The organism is Sulfoacidibacillus thermotolerans, from assembly GCF_003144315.1.
GTDB classification, from domain to species: Bacteria; Bacillota; Bacilli; order Alicyclobacillales; family SLC66; genus Sulfoacidibacillus; species Sulfoacidibacillus thermotolerans.
Map to the genome: position 1 here is coordinate 66603 of NZ_MPDK01000012.1, position 15311 is coordinate 81913.

At 43.5% G+C, this 15311-nt stretch carries 13 protein-coding genes and 2 pseudogenes; 6 read left to right on the forward strand and 9 right to left on the reverse strand.

Annotated features, from left to right (window positions below):
* Window positions 1-96: 96 nt before the first annotated feature.
* The 3 genes and pseudogenes from BM613_RS15535 to BM613_RS15045 all read left to right on the forward strand — a co-directional run.
* Window positions 97-246 (forward strand): annotated as a pseudogene (locus BM613_RS15535) (IS3 family transposase); the annotation flags it as partial.
* 471 nt (window positions 247-717) lie between these two features.
* The gene (locus BM613_RS08570) at window positions 718-1782 is read left to right on the forward strand and encodes an MFS transporter (RefSeq protein ID WP_109430764.1); all 1065 of its coding nucleotides are present in this window, start codon (window positions 718-720) and stop codon (window positions 1780-1782) included.
* A gap of 36 nt (window positions 1783-1818) precedes the next feature.
* Entirely contained in the window at window positions 1819-1962 is a 144-nt protein-coding gene (locus BM613_RS15045; RefSeq protein ID WP_181362989.1) for a hypothetical protein, read from the forward strand.
* A 124-nt stretch (window positions 1963-2086) separates the two neighbouring features.
* On the opposite strand, the gene BM613_RS15915 is transcribed toward BM613_RS15045, so the two are convergent.
* A complete protein-coding gene (locus BM613_RS15915) occupies window positions 2087-2314 on the reverse strand; it encodes a hypothetical protein (protein WP_484419713.1) in 228 nt (75 codons plus the stop codon).
* Between the two features lie 11 nt (window positions 2315-2325).
* Window positions 2326-2493 carry an ATP-binding protein gene (locus BM613_RS15920; RefSeq protein ID WP_484419714.1) on the reverse strand — a complete coding sequence of 56 codons (168 nt, stop codon included), beginning with the start codon at window positions 2491-2493 and terminating at the stop codon, window positions 2326-2328.
* A 482-nt stretch (window positions 2494-2975) separates the two neighbouring features.
* On the opposite strand from BM613_RS15920, the gene BM613_RS08580 reads away from it, so the two are divergent.
* Window positions 2976-3875, forward strand: coding sequence for a hypothetical protein (locus tag BM613_RS08580; RefSeq protein WP_181362990.1), 900 nt, complete (start codon window positions 2976-2978; stop codon window positions 3873-3875).
* Between the two features lie 263 nt (window positions 3876-4138).
* Here the strand turns inward: BM613_RS08580 and BM613_RS08585 are convergent, their stop codons facing one another.
* Window positions 4139-6274 (reverse strand): beta propeller repeat protein, encoded by a 2136-nt coding sequence (locus BM613_RS08585; protein WP_146192779.1) that lies wholly within the window; start codon window positions 6272-6274, stop codon window positions 4139-4141.
* 499 nt (window positions 6275-6773) lie between these two features.
* On the opposite strand from BM613_RS08585, the gene BM613_RS08595 reads away from it, so the two are divergent.
* Window positions 6774-8000 (forward strand): MFS transporter, encoded by a 1227-nt coding sequence (locus BM613_RS08595; protein ID WP_181362991.1) that lies wholly within the window; start codon window positions 6774-6776, stop codon window positions 7998-8000.
* Between the two features lie 1196 nt (window positions 8001-9196).
* Here BM613_RS08595 and BM613_RS08600 read toward each other — a convergent pair.
* The 3 genes from BM613_RS08600 to BM613_RS08610 form a co-directional block, all read right to left on the reverse strand.
* The gene (locus tag BM613_RS08600; RefSeq protein WP_109430769.1) at window positions 9197-9601 is read right to left on the reverse strand and encodes a recombinase family protein; all 405 of its coding nucleotides are present in this window, start codon (window positions 9599-9601) and stop codon (window positions 9197-9199) included.
* Window positions 9602-9889: 288 nt separating this feature from the next.
* Window positions 9890-10210 (reverse strand): type II toxin-antitoxin system RelE family toxin, encoded by a 321-nt coding sequence (locus BM613_RS08605; protein WP_109430770.1) that lies wholly within the window; start codon window positions 10208-10210, stop codon window positions 9890-9892.
* The gene (locus tag BM613_RS08610) at window positions 10194-10481 is read right to left on the reverse strand and encodes a hypothetical protein (protein ID WP_245926318.1); all 288 of its coding nucleotides are present in this window, start codon (window positions 10479-10481) and stop codon (window positions 10194-10196) included. Before BM613_RS08610 ends, BM613_RS08605 begins: the two co-directional genes overlap by 17 nt.
* Before the next feature lie 289 nt (window positions 10482-10770).
* Here BM613_RS08610 and BM613_RS08615 point away from each other — a divergent pair, with 289 nt between their 5' ends.
* Complete coding sequence (locus tag BM613_RS08615; RefSeq protein WP_109430771.1) at window positions 10771-10986, forward strand: transposase; 216 nt, start codon at window positions 10771-10773, stop codon at window positions 10984-10986.
* 147 nt (window positions 10987-11133) lie between these two features.
* Here the strand turns inward: BM613_RS08615 and BM613_RS08620 are convergent.
* The 3 genes and pseudogenes from BM613_RS08620 to BM613_RS08630 form a co-directional block, all read right to left on the reverse strand.
* Window positions 11134-12264 (reverse strand): annotated as a pseudogene (locus BM613_RS08620) (IS3 family transposase).
* Between the two features lie 410 nt (window positions 12265-12674).
* Window positions 12675-13469 (reverse strand): MAE_28990/MAE_18760 family HEPN-like nuclease, encoded by a 795-nt coding sequence (locus BM613_RS08625; RefSeq protein WP_109430772.1) that lies wholly within the window; start codon window positions 13467-13469, stop codon window positions 12675-12677.
* Window positions 13466-14575, reverse strand: coding sequence for a DUF262 domain-containing protein (locus tag BM613_RS08630; protein ID WP_109430773.1), 1110 nt, complete (start codon window positions 14573-14575; stop codon window positions 13466-13468). Before BM613_RS08630 ends, BM613_RS08625 begins: the two co-directional genes overlap by 4 nt.
* Between the last annotated feature and the right edge of the window lie 736 nt (window positions 14576-15311).

The following is a 15311-nucleotide window of genomic DNA, read 5'->3' on the forward strand; positions in this document are numbered from 1 at the left end:
CTGCGACAACGTCATTATTCTCATTGGACAGCGAGTATCAAGGAGGAGAAACCTAATGGACAGGTATCCGTGTCCGTTTACTTAGAACTGGAAAAGTTCAAAACGAGAGAGCAGGCCATACAACGAATTTTCGAGTACATCGAGGTTTGGCACAACCGGGAGCGGGTACACTCATCCATCGGCTATCTAACGCCGGTTGAATACGAAAGAAGATATTCCCAAGTATCGAGGGCCAAGGCAAGCTGAGCGGAACAAAAGTAATCATATCAGAATATTAAAACTTGGAATTTCCCCGTTCTGGAGTGTCCACTATATTGACTTAATACAATAGGGAATCCAAACGCCATTTTGACGATGAAACCATTCGACTAAAACTCAGGAGTGAGTCACTATCCATCATCCAGATAGGCAAGTACTGAGTGACATATTTCCAATTTTACTGTTTGGGATAGGAGTCTCCAGTATTGGGGACTTTGTTTATCTCATCGCAATCAACGTTCTTGTATGACACGTCTGAAAATGTGTTTGTGACTCATCGATGGTGCTACGAATAATATAGCGCCTCGAAGAACCTTGCTTAGATGACGACTGCAGGATGGCTTGAGCCGTATGACGGGAAACTGTCACGTACGGTTCTGAGGGGGCGAGGGCATCGCAAGGTGCCTGAGCTACCCGACCAGTAATCCTGAACAACGATTGTGAATTCGAGGTGAATGAATGGCTTTTGGAGAGAAACAATTCCGAACTAACATTTGGACAGGTATATTTGTATCTGGAGTTGGCATTTCTGCTATAGGGGATTTCATCTATCTCGTCGCCATTAACGTTTTTGTTCTCGACCAAACACACTCTGCATCGGCTGTTGCAGGTCTGTGGGTTGTGTCTAGGATTGCGGCGTTAATTGTAGGACCTTGGGCTGGAAGCATAACAGATCGATTCTCCCGTAGGAAGCAACTGATTGGCGTCGAGCTTACCCGTGCAGTGCTGATTGGTGTTTTGCCACTCCTGCCACACTTGGCTTCTATTTACGCAATTCTATTTCTACTTGGAGTTTGCAGTACATTTTTCGGTAGTCTGTTTCTTCCGTATCAGACATTGCTTGTTCCCGAGGAGTTCCGAAAAAGAGTAAATTCGATTGTCAGTACCTTACGGTACAGTGCTTTTCTGACGGGACCTGCCATTGCAGGGGTGCTCTTGATCCATGGCAATCCTTCCATCCCTTTATGGTTGGATTCGGTTAGTTTCTTGGCTTCTGCAATGTCTTTCATCTTGTTGCCTGAATTGGGCACGCCACAAGCATCCACGGAAAGAAAGCATCCTTGGCGTACTGTGTTCAAGGATTGGCAAACTGCATTTCAATTTCTCAGTGAGAACCGACTGTTTACCGTCCTATTCAGTTTGAACGCACTCATTGGCATCTTTGCACTCACGGCAGACACGCAAGAGGTTGTCTTTGCTCGGCAAGCCTTGCACCTTGGGCAACTTGGTTACGGCATGATGGTCACTTCCGCAGGAATCGGATTTGTCTCTGGCTCTCTGCTGTTATCGATCATATCTAATCGGCTCACTACCACATGGCTTTTGGGTATCGGAACTCTGTTGAATGCGGTAGGATATCTACTCTATTCTTTGGCACATTCCTTCTGGGCGGCTGTTATCGGACTCATCATCCTGGGGTTGTTTGGTTCAAGTGCGAGCGTGGGATTTACCACATACACACAAAAAGTAATACCAGTATCACATATGGGGAGAATCAACAGCGTAGTCGGTCCACCTCAATAATTGCTAAACATCGTGTTTATACTGCTAGGTGGTTTCGTGGCGACTTGGTTTGGAGTACGTAGCTTAATGGTAGGAATGACAACGTTGATGAGTCTGGCGGCACTAATCATCGTATTTCTTGCATTTCTGCCGAGTAATCAGCCACAAATGAAGGATTCTGCATCGAACAATGCTTCTTGAACATAAGGGGGCAATAGTGCAAGATCGACCGTCACACAAATACGAATGAATATGCGGAACGCGGTGTATATATACCATGTTTCTTCATGTTTCAGGGAACTCTTAGAGTAGGAAAAGCCTGCATTCACGTTCCAATAAATGTATTAGAGTATATTTTCGTTAAAATGTCGGCGGTACCCCATGATGAACCAGTCTGTCCACGAGAGCTGCTGTAAGTTTTATATCTCCAAAGATCGTGCTCCATTGGCAAATTCGAGATTTGACGTACGATCACGCTTCGGGTCTCGTAGCATTCAGAAACCACATGGAACAGTAATTCGACCCCATCCTGGAGAAACGGTTCGAAACCCATTTCATCTAAAATCAGGAGTTCACACCGCTGCAAATCTCGTATGAGTTTCTGTCTCCTGTCTGGTATTTTTCCTGTAAGAGAGCCACCAATTCATGTACCCGAAAAAACCTGACCTCATGTCCTTGCTTACAAGCCTCCACCCCCAACGCCGTAACCAAATGCGTCTTGCCCGTTCCCATATTCTCTTACTTTACAGAAAACGCAAAGGCTGCTTACTATAGGGGAAGGACATGATCAAAACCTTACGCTCTACTAGTTTGTCCTGCGTTCCTACATAAGCGGTTCCAAAGTTCACCTGCGCTTCACCACCCGGATGCTCCAACCGTTCATAACTTTGTGTATGCTCCAGATTCAAAGTTTCGCGGTATGTCGTTGTTTCCGGGGAAGTTGCCCATCTTCCATCAATCAGGTATCACAATGTCAAGGTACGATCCCCTGACAGGGCGAGATTTCTTTCGTTTTCCAAAGGATAGGCTCCAGTCATTCTTCACGGCATCCTTCTTGGCTGTGCGCCAATCCACCGCTATTTGAGTGGCAATGTCTGCTATCGACAAATTCAAGGGTAGACTTTGTAGAGTGATGTTGACAAGTGCCTATTCAATTTCCGCATCGTAATCGCAGGCTAGCTCTGCATTTTTATGCCGCGTTTTTCTGTGCTTTTATGATGTGGGAAACAACCGTTCATGCACATGAGGGTATCATTCTCGATGATCCTCATCTCAAAACGGCAACCTGGGGTCCCATCATCGGTAACCAAAGTGGGGAGATCTTCGTCTATTCAGTAAAAGAGGTGTTTCCCATGAAAGGTACTTTCTTTACGGCGATGGTATCATGTCTCCTACTAACCGGTTGTGACACAGGGGCTATATCGCACACGCAGGGAACAAATGGGGTAATCCCTAATGCGGTGTTGGTCACACGGAATTATGGAAGTGAACAAGTCACATTTTCTTTGGATGCAGCCATAGCGAAACAACTGTATGGAGATATCAAGCACCTAATTAAACCCGTATCAGGCGGTCCAATCAGTTGTCCCGCCGATTTCGGACTCACATACGAGATGAAATTCACTTCGAACGGCAATATCGTCATAGACGCACACGTCAGCGCATCCGGGTGCGAATTTATTTCTTACGGAGGAAAGACGTTCTGGGCAAGCACATCATTTTGGAGGGATCTCGGAGGTGACTTGCAGATGAGTGATAGCGTACTGCACGGGTATGCGTTTGAGCCCGGCACACAGATACGTCCGCTCCCGAAATTTGAGCCTCTTTCTCATCCAACCCGAATCATTGTGGAGAAAAACGGGGCGCAGAAGGTCATTTTAGATAAGGCAGTGGTCGACTCCATTGTTGCAAAAATCAACCAAGAAATGAGCGAGAGCCAACCCTCTATAAAATGCAATGTGATGACAAAAGATTGGTCCGTCATCATCGTGTACGAGTCAGGCGGACACGTCCGTGTGTTTGAGAACCACGGCGGAACCTGCCAAGGGCTCCTTGATGACAAGAGCGGCAGAATTTTGTCAGGTTCCATCTTGTCCGATAAAAAATTGATGTAACAAACCAATACTGAAAGATTGCCGATGGGTTCCCTTTGCGTGCTCTCACTCACTCCTCCCAGCGTTTTGAGTGAGATAAATCCCTTCCCTGAAAGCATCAGTTCCTGCTAATTTCTCTCGGTCAACAGGTTGTGAGCGTCTACGCCACGTTTCGCTATTTTGTTGGTTGTATCCTCATGGCTGCAATTTCCGTTTTTGTTGGGCAACAGAGACCTTGTTACCTAGTCGAGGCGTGTAAGCCGCTTCCCTTGATTCTATTTTTATCAACCAACCTTTTTCCATGTAGCTCCGCCATCCGTCGTACGCAACAACCCTTGCTGCGTCAGCAGCCATCCGTCGTCCGGGTTTACAAAGTCGATCGGAAACGTTGAATTCCCTGACATTGCTGGTGGCGTGACACAAAGTGCATTCGATTCTTCATACTTCGTCCACGTCTTGCCGCCATCGGTGGTACGAAAAATAGTGAACGTCGGGTGCATGGAAGCCCACGGTTTCTGTGCCACCAGCCAAGCATCCTGCGCTGACAATCGATCCATCCCCTCGACAGACCAGCCACTTGGCAATGTCCATTTCGTCACCCAAGTTCCATTTAGCGGATTTAACTGTTTAATCACACTCTGACCGTTTGGATCCCCCGACTTGGCAGTGCGCAGCACATACATCCACCCATCTTTCAGACTAGTGAACGCATACCCCTCAAGAGCTCCGGGTGGATCATCATAGGTGGCTTCGATTTTGGTCTGGCTCCCAACGGATAGAAGTGTGTATAACTTCGGATATCCCGTAGTTCCCAAAATCCATTGTCCGTTGGTGCCCTTGCCAGGTAGCAGATAGAATGGTTGCACGATGTAACCTTGACTCGATACCTTCGTAAGAATTTCTCGTGGCAAGCCTCCAACAGTAGCTGGTGTCCATTTTCTCCCACCATCGTTCGTTTTCATAATCATTGTATTCCCCAATTTCGTTGAGTTTTTCAGTGGAGCAACCGTAACATAGCCAACATTCGGGCTTGTAAAAGTGATGTCGTATGCTTGAATCCCGTTTGGAAGCGATCCAACGGTCATCCAACTTGCCCCACCGTTTGATGTTCTCAAGATTGCATTTTCATTTGCACCAGTCCCTAGTGCAAACCCAACGGTCCGTGACACGAAACTGATATTTATAGCAGGCTCCACCCCAGGGTACAACTGTGTCCAAGTTTTTCCGTCATCCGTTGTCTTCAACAGTGCAGCACCGGATTCAAGGCCTGCAAATACATAGGATGTATTCTCAAATCGGTTGCTCAGTTCTATTTGTCTCCATTCTCCATGCTCAACCACGGTATGCCAAGTCTGGCCCATATCATTCGTTGCCAATATAGAACTGGCAAATGGACCTGCTCCTGCACTCAGCGGTATCCAAACGGAGTTGTCCTGGCCAAAGGCAGGACGTCCTGCAAACACTCTGCCCTCTAGTTCCGTTGGAATAGATTTTATCCATGTTTTTCCCCCGTTTGTCGTCCGATACATCACGGTTTCCATGTAATCTGTATCTTTGTATAAGAGCAGACCGTTTGTAGAGGAGCCAAATTGGAGCATTGTTCCACCACCCTGGAATGGCATCGTATGAAGTTGGACATGCCAATGGATTCCACCATCTGTGGTCTGCAAGACAATAAGCTTAGATGTGGGGGCTTGACTAGCCGAGCTCGTAGATTGTTGTTGAACTACTGCCCATCCCATGCTTGAACTCACAAAGTCAGCCTCGACGGGTGTGCCAGTGATGGGTAGCTTCATAGCTTTCCAGATCGAGCGATCTTTCGATTGCTTGAGAAGGTGACCATCCACCCAAGCAACCGACATCTGCCCTGAAAAAGCGAATATTCTAGGATTATCTGGCCAGCCAAACTGTGCGCCTTGACCATTCCATTGTTCCTGCCAGTGTGCTCCGCCATCGATCGTATGATAAATGTGAAATGTTTCATCAGAAGTTTGTAGGGAAGGACCTGTACTTGTCACTACCCAACCCGTTGTAGGGGACGTAAAATGTACATCTTGAATGAGGCCTGCCGGAGACTGCATCCGACGCCAAGTATGTCCTCCGCTTGAGGTAAATATGAGCCCGCTAGGTACTCCTGCAAATCCCTGCTGACTGTTCAAGAAATCAGGTCGAACCTGTGGGGCAATTGTGTTTTGTTTTGGTGTATGTGTCGGGAGCGTCATGGTCAGTTCTGCATTTTGACTGATGTTCAACTGCGAAGGATGCATGGGTGGCAGTGCATTTCCTAGTCTTTTGCTGGAAATCGTCACATGGTTTGTAACGGATACACTTGACGTTGTGCTGTTTCTCGTACCACACCCGGAAATGATCAAACTCATCGCAGCGATAGACATGGTTACAATTCTTATTCGATGTTTCATGAAATTCATCCCCTTTTGCATTTCTACAGAGGAGACGGTGCAAATGGGAGATTGGTTTCACGAAAGACAGTAGGCAACAATACGATAGTATCTTTTTGACTTGGCGAAGGCTCGACCAATGCAACCCACTAAGGGGACAAAAGCCGTAACTTGTCGTACCTATCCTTCACCTAAATTCTCGATAATGAGAGTGTTCTCCAATGGAAGATTAAACCATGAATTAGTGGATAAGTTTGGGCGCACAGAGATATTCAAGATAATAGATCAGTAAAAATATTTGAGAATTTATTCAATACGAACATATTATTATTATAGAGGAAATTAGCAGCGCATTTTTATAGAATATCTCTGATCCTAGAACCAACTGGAAATGAGTTTAGTCAAAAAGAGTTATTGATTGATTCCCTTAAAACTTTGCTTACTTATAGGCAGGAGGGTTACATTAATGAACAGTAAATTACAAATTAGTGGTAAATATAATACACCTGGAGGATAAATCTTGATAAAGACAACCGTCCCTAAATATTTTAAAGAACCGTTTATATTTAGATTTTGGATCGGGCAATCCCTTTCATCTTTTGGAAACAACCTGATTCCGGTTACTATTACATTTGCTGTGTTATCGTTAAACCATTCTGTATTAAGTATTAGTGGTATACTGACGTCTCTTTGGGGAGGACGTATAATTTTCCAACTATTCGGAGGCATTGTATCCGATCGCTGGAATCGTTTGAAATTGCTTATCGCCTTGGATTATATACAGTCTTTCATATTGGCCATAGTAGCAGTTTTGTTTTTTCTTCACGAAGCAAAAATTGGGTACCTATTGATTGAAGCGGCACTAGAAGGGGTTTGCCAAGCGTTATATCAGCCGACAGTAACGGGATTACGGCAAACTATTGTTCCCAAAATATATCGCGGAAAAGTTATCAGTTTGCAATCCCTCACTAATAATCTTACCCGTCTTATAGCTCCTCTAATTGCGGTAATTTTAGTACATTTCATAGGGTATTGGTTGGTATTTCTACTGGATTCCATAAGCTTCATAATCAGTGCATTATCCTTAACTGGAATATCTACCACAAGGCGAATAGATTTGAACACTAAAACAACTAACTTTTTTGTCGATTTACGCGAGAGTTGGAACGCGGTGATAATCTATAAATGGATCATTTGGCTGGCCGCAGCATCTAGTATCACTAATATGATTACGGCAAGTTATTCAGTCGTTGTTCCATTAGTCCTTAATAACAGTTCTGAAGGTATTATAACATGGGGATTTTTGTCTACCATAAATGCGGCCGGTAGTATCTTAGGAGGTATGGTGGGTTATGATCGAATTCGGCGTTATCCTTTCATCATTCCTAAAGTACTCATTGCAATAACGATGCCTATTGTGTTTGTTTCGATAGCATTGCACGGACCACTATACCTCTTAATAATTCCTGTGGCAGGAATGGCAATGGGGCTAACTCTTAGCAATATTACTTTCGATACAGTGTTGTCAAATGAGATACCGGAATCATTAATCGGACGCATTGACTCATTTGATACTGCGCTTTCAGATGCTTTAATCCCATTAGGGTTTATAGTAAGCGGAGTGCTGACTCAATTTATAGGATATAGACTTGTATTGCTGCTAATGGCTGTATTGGCGGTAATTGCAAACGGTGGTGTGCTATTTTTCAAATCGATAAGAAGTACTCATTTTCATCCATATAATTAACTCGTAAATGGGGGCAACAATAGTGGGTCTACATAAGCAAGGATGAAAAACGCTAAGTCGTCTATTGACTTGATACCATGTCTTGCAAGGTCCAATAATACACGTTGTGTATTCGATGCGCCCATCGCCCACACGTTGGGCAATAAGTACCCGTATTGTACGATACGGCACGAAGCACGATGATCGGATCGAAACTGTACACCTCCATCGCTTTTAACACTAAGAGAAAGGATTCTATGATCTCATTCATCTCGTATCGCGTCTGACTTCAACGTATCAAAAGACGCATACGAATGTTGTCGAAACAAGGGACATCACTTAAAGATCGCTAGAGCACTTTTCAGTATAGATTCGCATCAAGATACGATTGTAAGATGAGCTAGTCTCTCAGGTGTAGTCTATTGCCGAGAAAGCAAGAGTTAGATTATTTTAAGCCTGCCCCCACACGCCCCAAAAAGGCGATGAATGAGATAGAAAAGCGGGGAAAAAGTAAATGTTTGAGGGTTGATGAGAATTACGATTTTATTGTATTTTTTGCCAAATAACGCAAATCAAGAAGGCCTGCAACACCAATGTACCTAAATGGGAGAATTGCCTCTCCCATGACGTATTCAGATGATTCAGGTAGATATTTGCGAGAAGCGGCAAATCACCCCACCCTGAAGAGATCTGAAAAAGTTAAGATAATAGCCCGATTATTTCCGTATACATCTATTTATAGTATATAATAGAATCTAGAATCGTTTGGGAGATGCCTTCAATGCTTCGTAAAGATAGCTGACCATGGTCGACCTGCTGAATGTTCAGTGCCCCCTTTCAAAATTTATAATTTGGAATATATGAATAATATTTCTGACGTTCAAGTGATTAGCTATATTCAAAGGTCAAAACAGAAACATTGAAGATGGAGGTGGTCAAAAGCATGGTTTTTCGGTTTATCGAAATTCACGATAACTGGAAACGAATGTGCACAACAAACGATGGATATCCACATTTGATGAAACGTCGTCTATATTACCGAGACCAACGATCCAAGATAGTCTAAAAAGCGGCGGGAGCTAAGTTCTTGCTCCAAACATCTGTCGCAAGACTTTTTCCCATTTCATTAAGGGATTCATTCGTCAAGGTCAGGTCGTATTTTCTAGAAAAGTACGTCTGGAAAATCTCCACCTTTCCCTTGACTTTACTCACAACCCCTAGGCGTAGCCATGGACCTGAATTACGAGTTTCGGGACTAAACTAAATTTTACAATTTCACTCTGCCATCCCTGCTTGTCCGTATCGATATCCTCAGCCAGTGCAATAAAGCGAATGCCCTTTTCCACCAACTCTGGAACAACTGTATTCAGTTCCCCGATATTGCGTCCAAACCGGCCCAATGACTTCACTAAAACAATTTGGAACCGTTTGCTGCGTGCATCTTTGATCAGACGTTGAAACTCTTCTCGGCGTTTGAAGCTCGATTGTCTTTCACTGTAAGTGACAAACAAGATCCATCCGTTCCGGCGGATATAATCATTCAAACCTTCCTCCTGGTTGATCACCGATGTATCCTGTTCTTCAAATACAGTGAATAGGCGAATATATGCGCCTACGTTCATTGGTCTAGTCCCATCGCTGAGGGTGCAGGTGTAACTCTATTATAACTCATTCTGTATGCCCAATCCTCCTTTTCAGTATGGTGAGAAGCAACTCAGATAAGGTTTTTTCTCCTTCCAAAGTGCGTTCGATGTGTGGATGCGCGGTTTATGGGTTATCGTTTTGTGTCAAGGGCGTGCCTCCTTGAAAGAGATTATAGGAAAAAAAACAGCCCGTGGGAGGCTGTTTTGTGTGTTCATATGGGTATTAAAAGTGAAAGAAAAATAAAAGCGGAAGCCTAGGCATAGCCGTTACTGATCACTATTTTTCTCACTCTGAAGAGACTTCCTCCAATACAAATCTTGACGCTTATGTTTAATTCCGTCTATCCAAATCGTTTGATTGTGATCATCGACCTCAAAAATCAGGGTAACTTGGTACAAACCCATTCTTGCCCAATACCCTTCCCACTCTCCAAATGGAATTGGCCTTGCCATTTGTATTGGAGTATGTTTCAAACGCTTAAGGGAATCATTGTAAATCCGTTCTTTTACTTCCGACGGATATCCGTACATTCTGGCTAACTCTGTCAAACCAGATTCAGACCATTTTACATTATAAATTTGATTCACGTTCAAACTCCCGAATCTGTTGACGTAAATAGTCTAATCCCTGTTCCCCAGTGTAGGTTCGTCCAGCCTTGCGATCTTCTCGGCTCGCCCTTACTTGCCGGATCACATCAGCATCTTCAGACAGGCCCTTTACGTCCAATTCATCCGCATGCTCTTCAATCCGTACAGAAACATCAAATTCTTCCTCGATCATTTTGACTAGATCAGACAATTGCAAAACATGCTTTGCCTTGAATTTATCATAAAGCTGTTCCGTCGTAATAAACTTCATTGCCGATCACCGCCCTTCTTTCCATTATAAATCCTTTCCTCTAAAAGAGCGAGCGTAAAGAAAAACGATCCAATTCTATTTTCTTACATCGAAGTGACTACAGAATAACCAGAAAGCCGCCCATTCTCCTTTAAAAATATTTCCCTAACCATTCCCTTCTACAGAGCAAATCATTCTAAAGTCTTCAAGTTTTAAAAACTTCATCAGACTATAGTAAACTTTTTTGATTCGGAATCCGATGTTATAAGTATAGTGGACCCAAGAAACTGGACACCAGATAGGAGGACAGTTGGGTTACACTAAGCCTATGAAAAAACAATACACTCTCAAGTTCAAATCGAAAGTCGTCAAAGAGATTCTCAAAGAGGAAAAAACCATGGCACAGATTGCTGCGGAGTACGGTGTTCACCCCGTTCAATTGAGCCAGTGGAAGAAAGTCGCCGTTGAGAACATGGCTAGCCTGTTCGTCGATGAGCGCAAGGCCGTGAAGGAACAAAAGGCTTAGGAACAGAAAATCGAACGAGTCTACGCCAAGGTCGGTCAACTTACCACTCAATAGATTAGACACCTCAAACTGAGAATTTTTAAGTCTTAATATTCTGATATAGAAAACTCAGCTAACTTTTACCTGTTGTGCATGGAAATATCTTCTTTACTTCTCGGCCGGTGATAAAAAGCCTATAGACGAGTGAACGCGTTCCCGGTTGTACCAAATTTCGATGTACTCAAAAATTCGTTGTATGGTTTGCTTACGCGTTTTAAACTTTTCCAGATAGACGAGCTCACGCTTGATAATGCTGTGAAATGACTCGATACACGAATTATCAAAGCAGTTGCCTTTGCGGCTCATGCTCCCGACCATTTCGTATTCTTGCATCTTGTTCTGTAGTCATGAGAAGCGTATTGGCTCCCACGGTCTGAATGATGCAGTACAGAACACCTACGGGTTTTTGACGTTTAATAGCCTGGGTTAGCGCCGTGATGCACAATTCTTTCGTCATTCGTGCATAGGCATACCAGCCCACGATTTTCCGGCTGTACAAGTCCATTAAACTCGCCAAATAGACCCAGCCCTCATCAGTCGGGATGTAGGTAATGTCCGCCATGTACACCTGGTTTGGCCGCTCTGCGACGAATGTCTGGTTCAGCACATTCTCATATACCGGGTAGTTGTGGTTTGAGTATGTGGTCGCCTTATACTTGCGAACCGTACGACTGCGAAGTTCGTTCTCTCGCATGATGGTAGCCACCATCTTCTGCGACACCCGCTCACCATCTTCTCTGCGCAGAATTTGCGTGATTTTGGGGCTGCCATAAAGTCGACGAGACTTCACAAATATCTGACGATTCCGCTTCGTGATTCGCTTTTGGCGTTTGAAACGCTCGCTCTCCGGGCGCCAGCGCCATGCGTAATACCCGCTCCGAGATACATCCAACATCTTGCACATCTTCTCAACCGGAAATATGGAGCGGTATCTATCGATGAAGTGGTACCTTACTTCCGGTCGTTCATGAAGATGCGCGCCGCTTTTTTTAAGATGGCGTTCTCCTCTCGTAGTTCGCGAATCTCCCGCTCAAGATCCCGCAAAGCCTTTTCGTCCGGCTTAAGGTTCCCGTTACCAACGAACGGAGTAGCTGGATCCTCCTTGAACTTCAATATCCAGCCATACAACGTCTTTGGAGATACATCCAGTTCACGTGCGACCTGGCTTGCTGGTTTCCCACTTTCCGAAACTAATTGAACAGCATGAAGTTTGAATTCCTTGTCGTACTTCCGTGTCATGTAGCTCACCCCGAATCACCTTATTCTTACATTCTCAATTCGTTGTGTCTACTATTTCATCCTAACACCAGATTTCAGGAGGTTCTGATGAGCGACACACAGCACTCCACATGTGTGGAGTAGGTAACTTAGGCGCCTGTCAGCAGCACGAGCATCGTATCATCCACCCGCAACTCTTACTTCCACCATAGTACGCATAAAAGCAGGCGCTTTGGAACAACAGAGAACCTGCTTTATGCGGAATGCTGACCAATCGATCCTCATAAGGATCATGTACATTATCGAGAGAGCAGTGAAAGTTAGGGTCGATCGGGAGATATTTGTATGGCATCCAGTGGAGTCAACAACTCTCTAGTCAGAAGTAGATGGTCCACACCCTATGCCTGTAACATTGACGTACAAGTGTCATGTCATTCTATGACACTGGCAAACAGAACTAAAGCTATAGCGTATTGCAAAATACGAACTTTTATAATTGCATCTTCTAACTGCGGGACACCAATTTCGTTTTGAAAATTAGACCCATGCGCTATTGAGTGCCTCATTCGTAACAATTCATCAATAAACGCGATCCACAAAGATTCCTCACGCTTTAGCTTCTTTTCTTTTTGAGATATGGAGTACTTGTCTAATTCTATATTGTATGGAAAACTTACCACTGCTAATTTAAGATAATCCTTTAACTCAGATGACAAAACTAGTGTTTCAGCCCTATTGTTCTCAAACACAATATCTAGATTAGACTGATAAATCAGTGTAAAAAAATCCTTGACTCCAAAGTTAGTTAAAACTGTTTCGATAACCGTTGGAGATGGGTTTTTGTTTCGCTCAAACAAAAAGGGTTCCACAACAAGCTGTGCATTCAAGCTTTCAAATTCCTCTAGCAATTTCCCCTGAATTCTATAGTCGATGCCTCCACTATCGTTTATCGGCGAAAGAAATCTTGAACAATAGGTTTTTTGCACAATTTTCGGCAGATCTTTAAATCGGACAAAAGCATTCAGATCCTTAATTAAAATCGATGCAGTTTCTTTTACAAATCCCTCTAAATGGGCAACTAATAAAACTACGGCAGACCTACACAGAACATTCTTTACATCATCCTCACTCCTCGTTATCTGGTCAATGAGGATATCTATCTCTTTCCATCTTCCTTCTAACTCCTCAATGAAAACAGACGCGAACGTGTTGGTACTAGACGTCATTTCGTAAGCAGCTCCTTAGCAGCTTCTATACGTCTAGAAACCTTCTCTCGATCGTTGACACTCCCCGATACCCATTCAAAAAATTCGGGATCAGCGAATAACTGTCGAAAATTCTCAAATGTTAAGTCTAATAATTGTGGATTATTGAGGTCAACACAGTCGACGATGGCAATTGCTAGAGAGTCATACACAGCTGCATTAAAATTAGACATTTTGACAAACTTCCCGTCTTCGAGCCGATATTTTGCAAAGGCTTTGTCCCCGAATTCTTTTCGTATCAGTGCCATTGTCTTGGTGAATTTTTCGCTGTAAATCCGCAATTCAGCACCTGATAACTTGTTGAATTGTTCCATGGATTCCGAGAGAAATGTTTTGAATCCCTTTTTAAGATTCTTGTAATTATTATTGTGTAATGCAAAGAAACGGAGAACAAGCTCAACATCCTCCATCTTCTGAACTTTTTTACTCTCATCCGGAGCGGCCAAGTCGATTTGATTTAACACTCTAAAGTCCTCATTCTTTGCAAGTTCCTTAATCATTTTGTTAAACGGGCCTCTATATATCGCATTTCGTAATTCTTGTGCTTCCAATTTAACTGACCCAGAATTCAATCTCTCAAAAATGTCGTACTTAACCTGGGGATCCAGTGTCGAATCAATCCGTAAGCACTTTATTGTTCTTTCTTCAAGCCTTCTTACTAGGAAAGGAGGTAAATCCCTATAAAAAGACCCGTTGAGAGGCTTGAGTACCTCCATGCCTTCGAGTGGTAAGTTATTAGTCATAAAATTAAAAATAGCCGTTAATCGTTGCTGCCCATCAATGACAGAATACCTCGGTATATCATCATCAACTTCATCATCAACGTCAATATCCTGTGAAATATAGATCAATGGAACAGGTATATTCAAAATTAGACTTTCGATTAGTTTAGAAGATGTCTCTTCATTCCACCGATGATTTCTTTGGTATTCAGGATCAAGCTTTATGACCTTCTTATCAATTTTCTTTACCAAGGTTTCCAAATCGTACTCGATGTTTTGGGTCTTAACAGTACGCTCTTTGGCAAGCTTTTGTAATTCATCTAGGTTTTTCTTCAGTGAGCTCATTCGGAATCCTCCCAGGCTAACGCAAGTATCATTTCATTTAGATTCGGCTCCTAAAAATCATCCTGTAGACACAGGCTTAATTCCATGCCCAACCATCACTATCTAAAGATAAAATTTACGTACTCAGATCTGTCTCGAATAAGTTAATTATACAATATCTCCTTCTCCAATTATAAACATGTTGGCTAACCAACAAGGGATAAGGAATTTCCACAGGCACCCCTTATAGTAATAAAGCGACACCTCAATCCTTACGCATTCCTCAAATACTCTATGCACATTAGAGACGCCCACTAGTGCAAAACCTACAAAATAAGTCACCCTAGCAACCAATCTTTAAGATTGTCAATGCAACGCTCTCCATCTCAGCTACTTCATTTTCTAAGCACAAAGAAATCCAACTCTCAATGACGTTTTTAGCGAAACTGCCACACCTCACCCCTCAAGTTCGGGTTAACAATTTTTATGAAGTAATTTCAGTACCATCCGAAAATGTCGTCATCGAAGCCTCTACCCTCAATTCCCGCTTTACCACTACTTTTGATATGGTTCACCGCGCTGAATCCTAAATCACATAATTGCAACTACTCGAAAACTTAGACTCAAAACAACTGACTTGTTAATATCTACAGCCTATCACGCTTTTATGGATTACAGATCAAATTTGATCGAGTAGGAGGGGGCGGCTAGCCCCCGACCTCTCACACCACCGTACATGCGGGTCCGCATACGGCGG

Bases quoted from the DNA above. Each gene is read 5' to 3' on its own strand.
- BM613_RS08570 (WP_109430764.1), top strand. From the start codon at position 718: ATGGCTTTTGGAGAGAAACAATTCCGAACTAACATTTGGACAGGTATA.
- BM613_RS15915 (WP_484419713.1), bottom strand. From the start codon at position 2,314: ATGGGTTTCGAACCGTTTCTCCAGGATGGGGTCGAATTACTGTTCCAT.
- BM613_RS15920 (WP_484419714.1), bottom strand. From the start codon at position 2,493: ATGGGAACGGGCAAGACGCATTTGGTTACGGCGTTGGGGGTGGAGGCT.
- BM613_RS08580 (WP_181362990.1), top strand. From the start codon at position 2,976: ATGATGTGGGAAACAACCGTTCATGCACATGAGGGTATCATTCTCGAT.
- BM613_RS08585 (WP_146192779.1), bottom strand. From the start codon at position 6,274: ATGAAACATCGAATAAGAATTGTAACCATGTCTATCGCTGCGATGAGT.
- BM613_RS08600 (WP_109430769.1), bottom strand. From the start codon at position 9,601: ATGAACGTAGGCGCATATATTCGCCTATTCACTGTATTTGAAGAACAG.
- BM613_RS08610 (WP_245926318.1), bottom strand. From the start codon at position 10,481: ATGAAGTTTATTACGACGGAACAGCTTTATGATAAATTCAAGGCAAAG.
- BM613_RS08625 (WP_109430772.1), bottom strand. From the start codon at position 13,469: ATGACGTCTAGTACCAACACGTTCGCGTCTGTTTTCATTGAGGAGTTA.
- BM613_RS08630 (WP_109430773.1), bottom strand. From the start codon at position 14,575: ATGAGCTCACTGAAGAAAAACCTAGATGAATTACAAAAGCTTGCCAAA.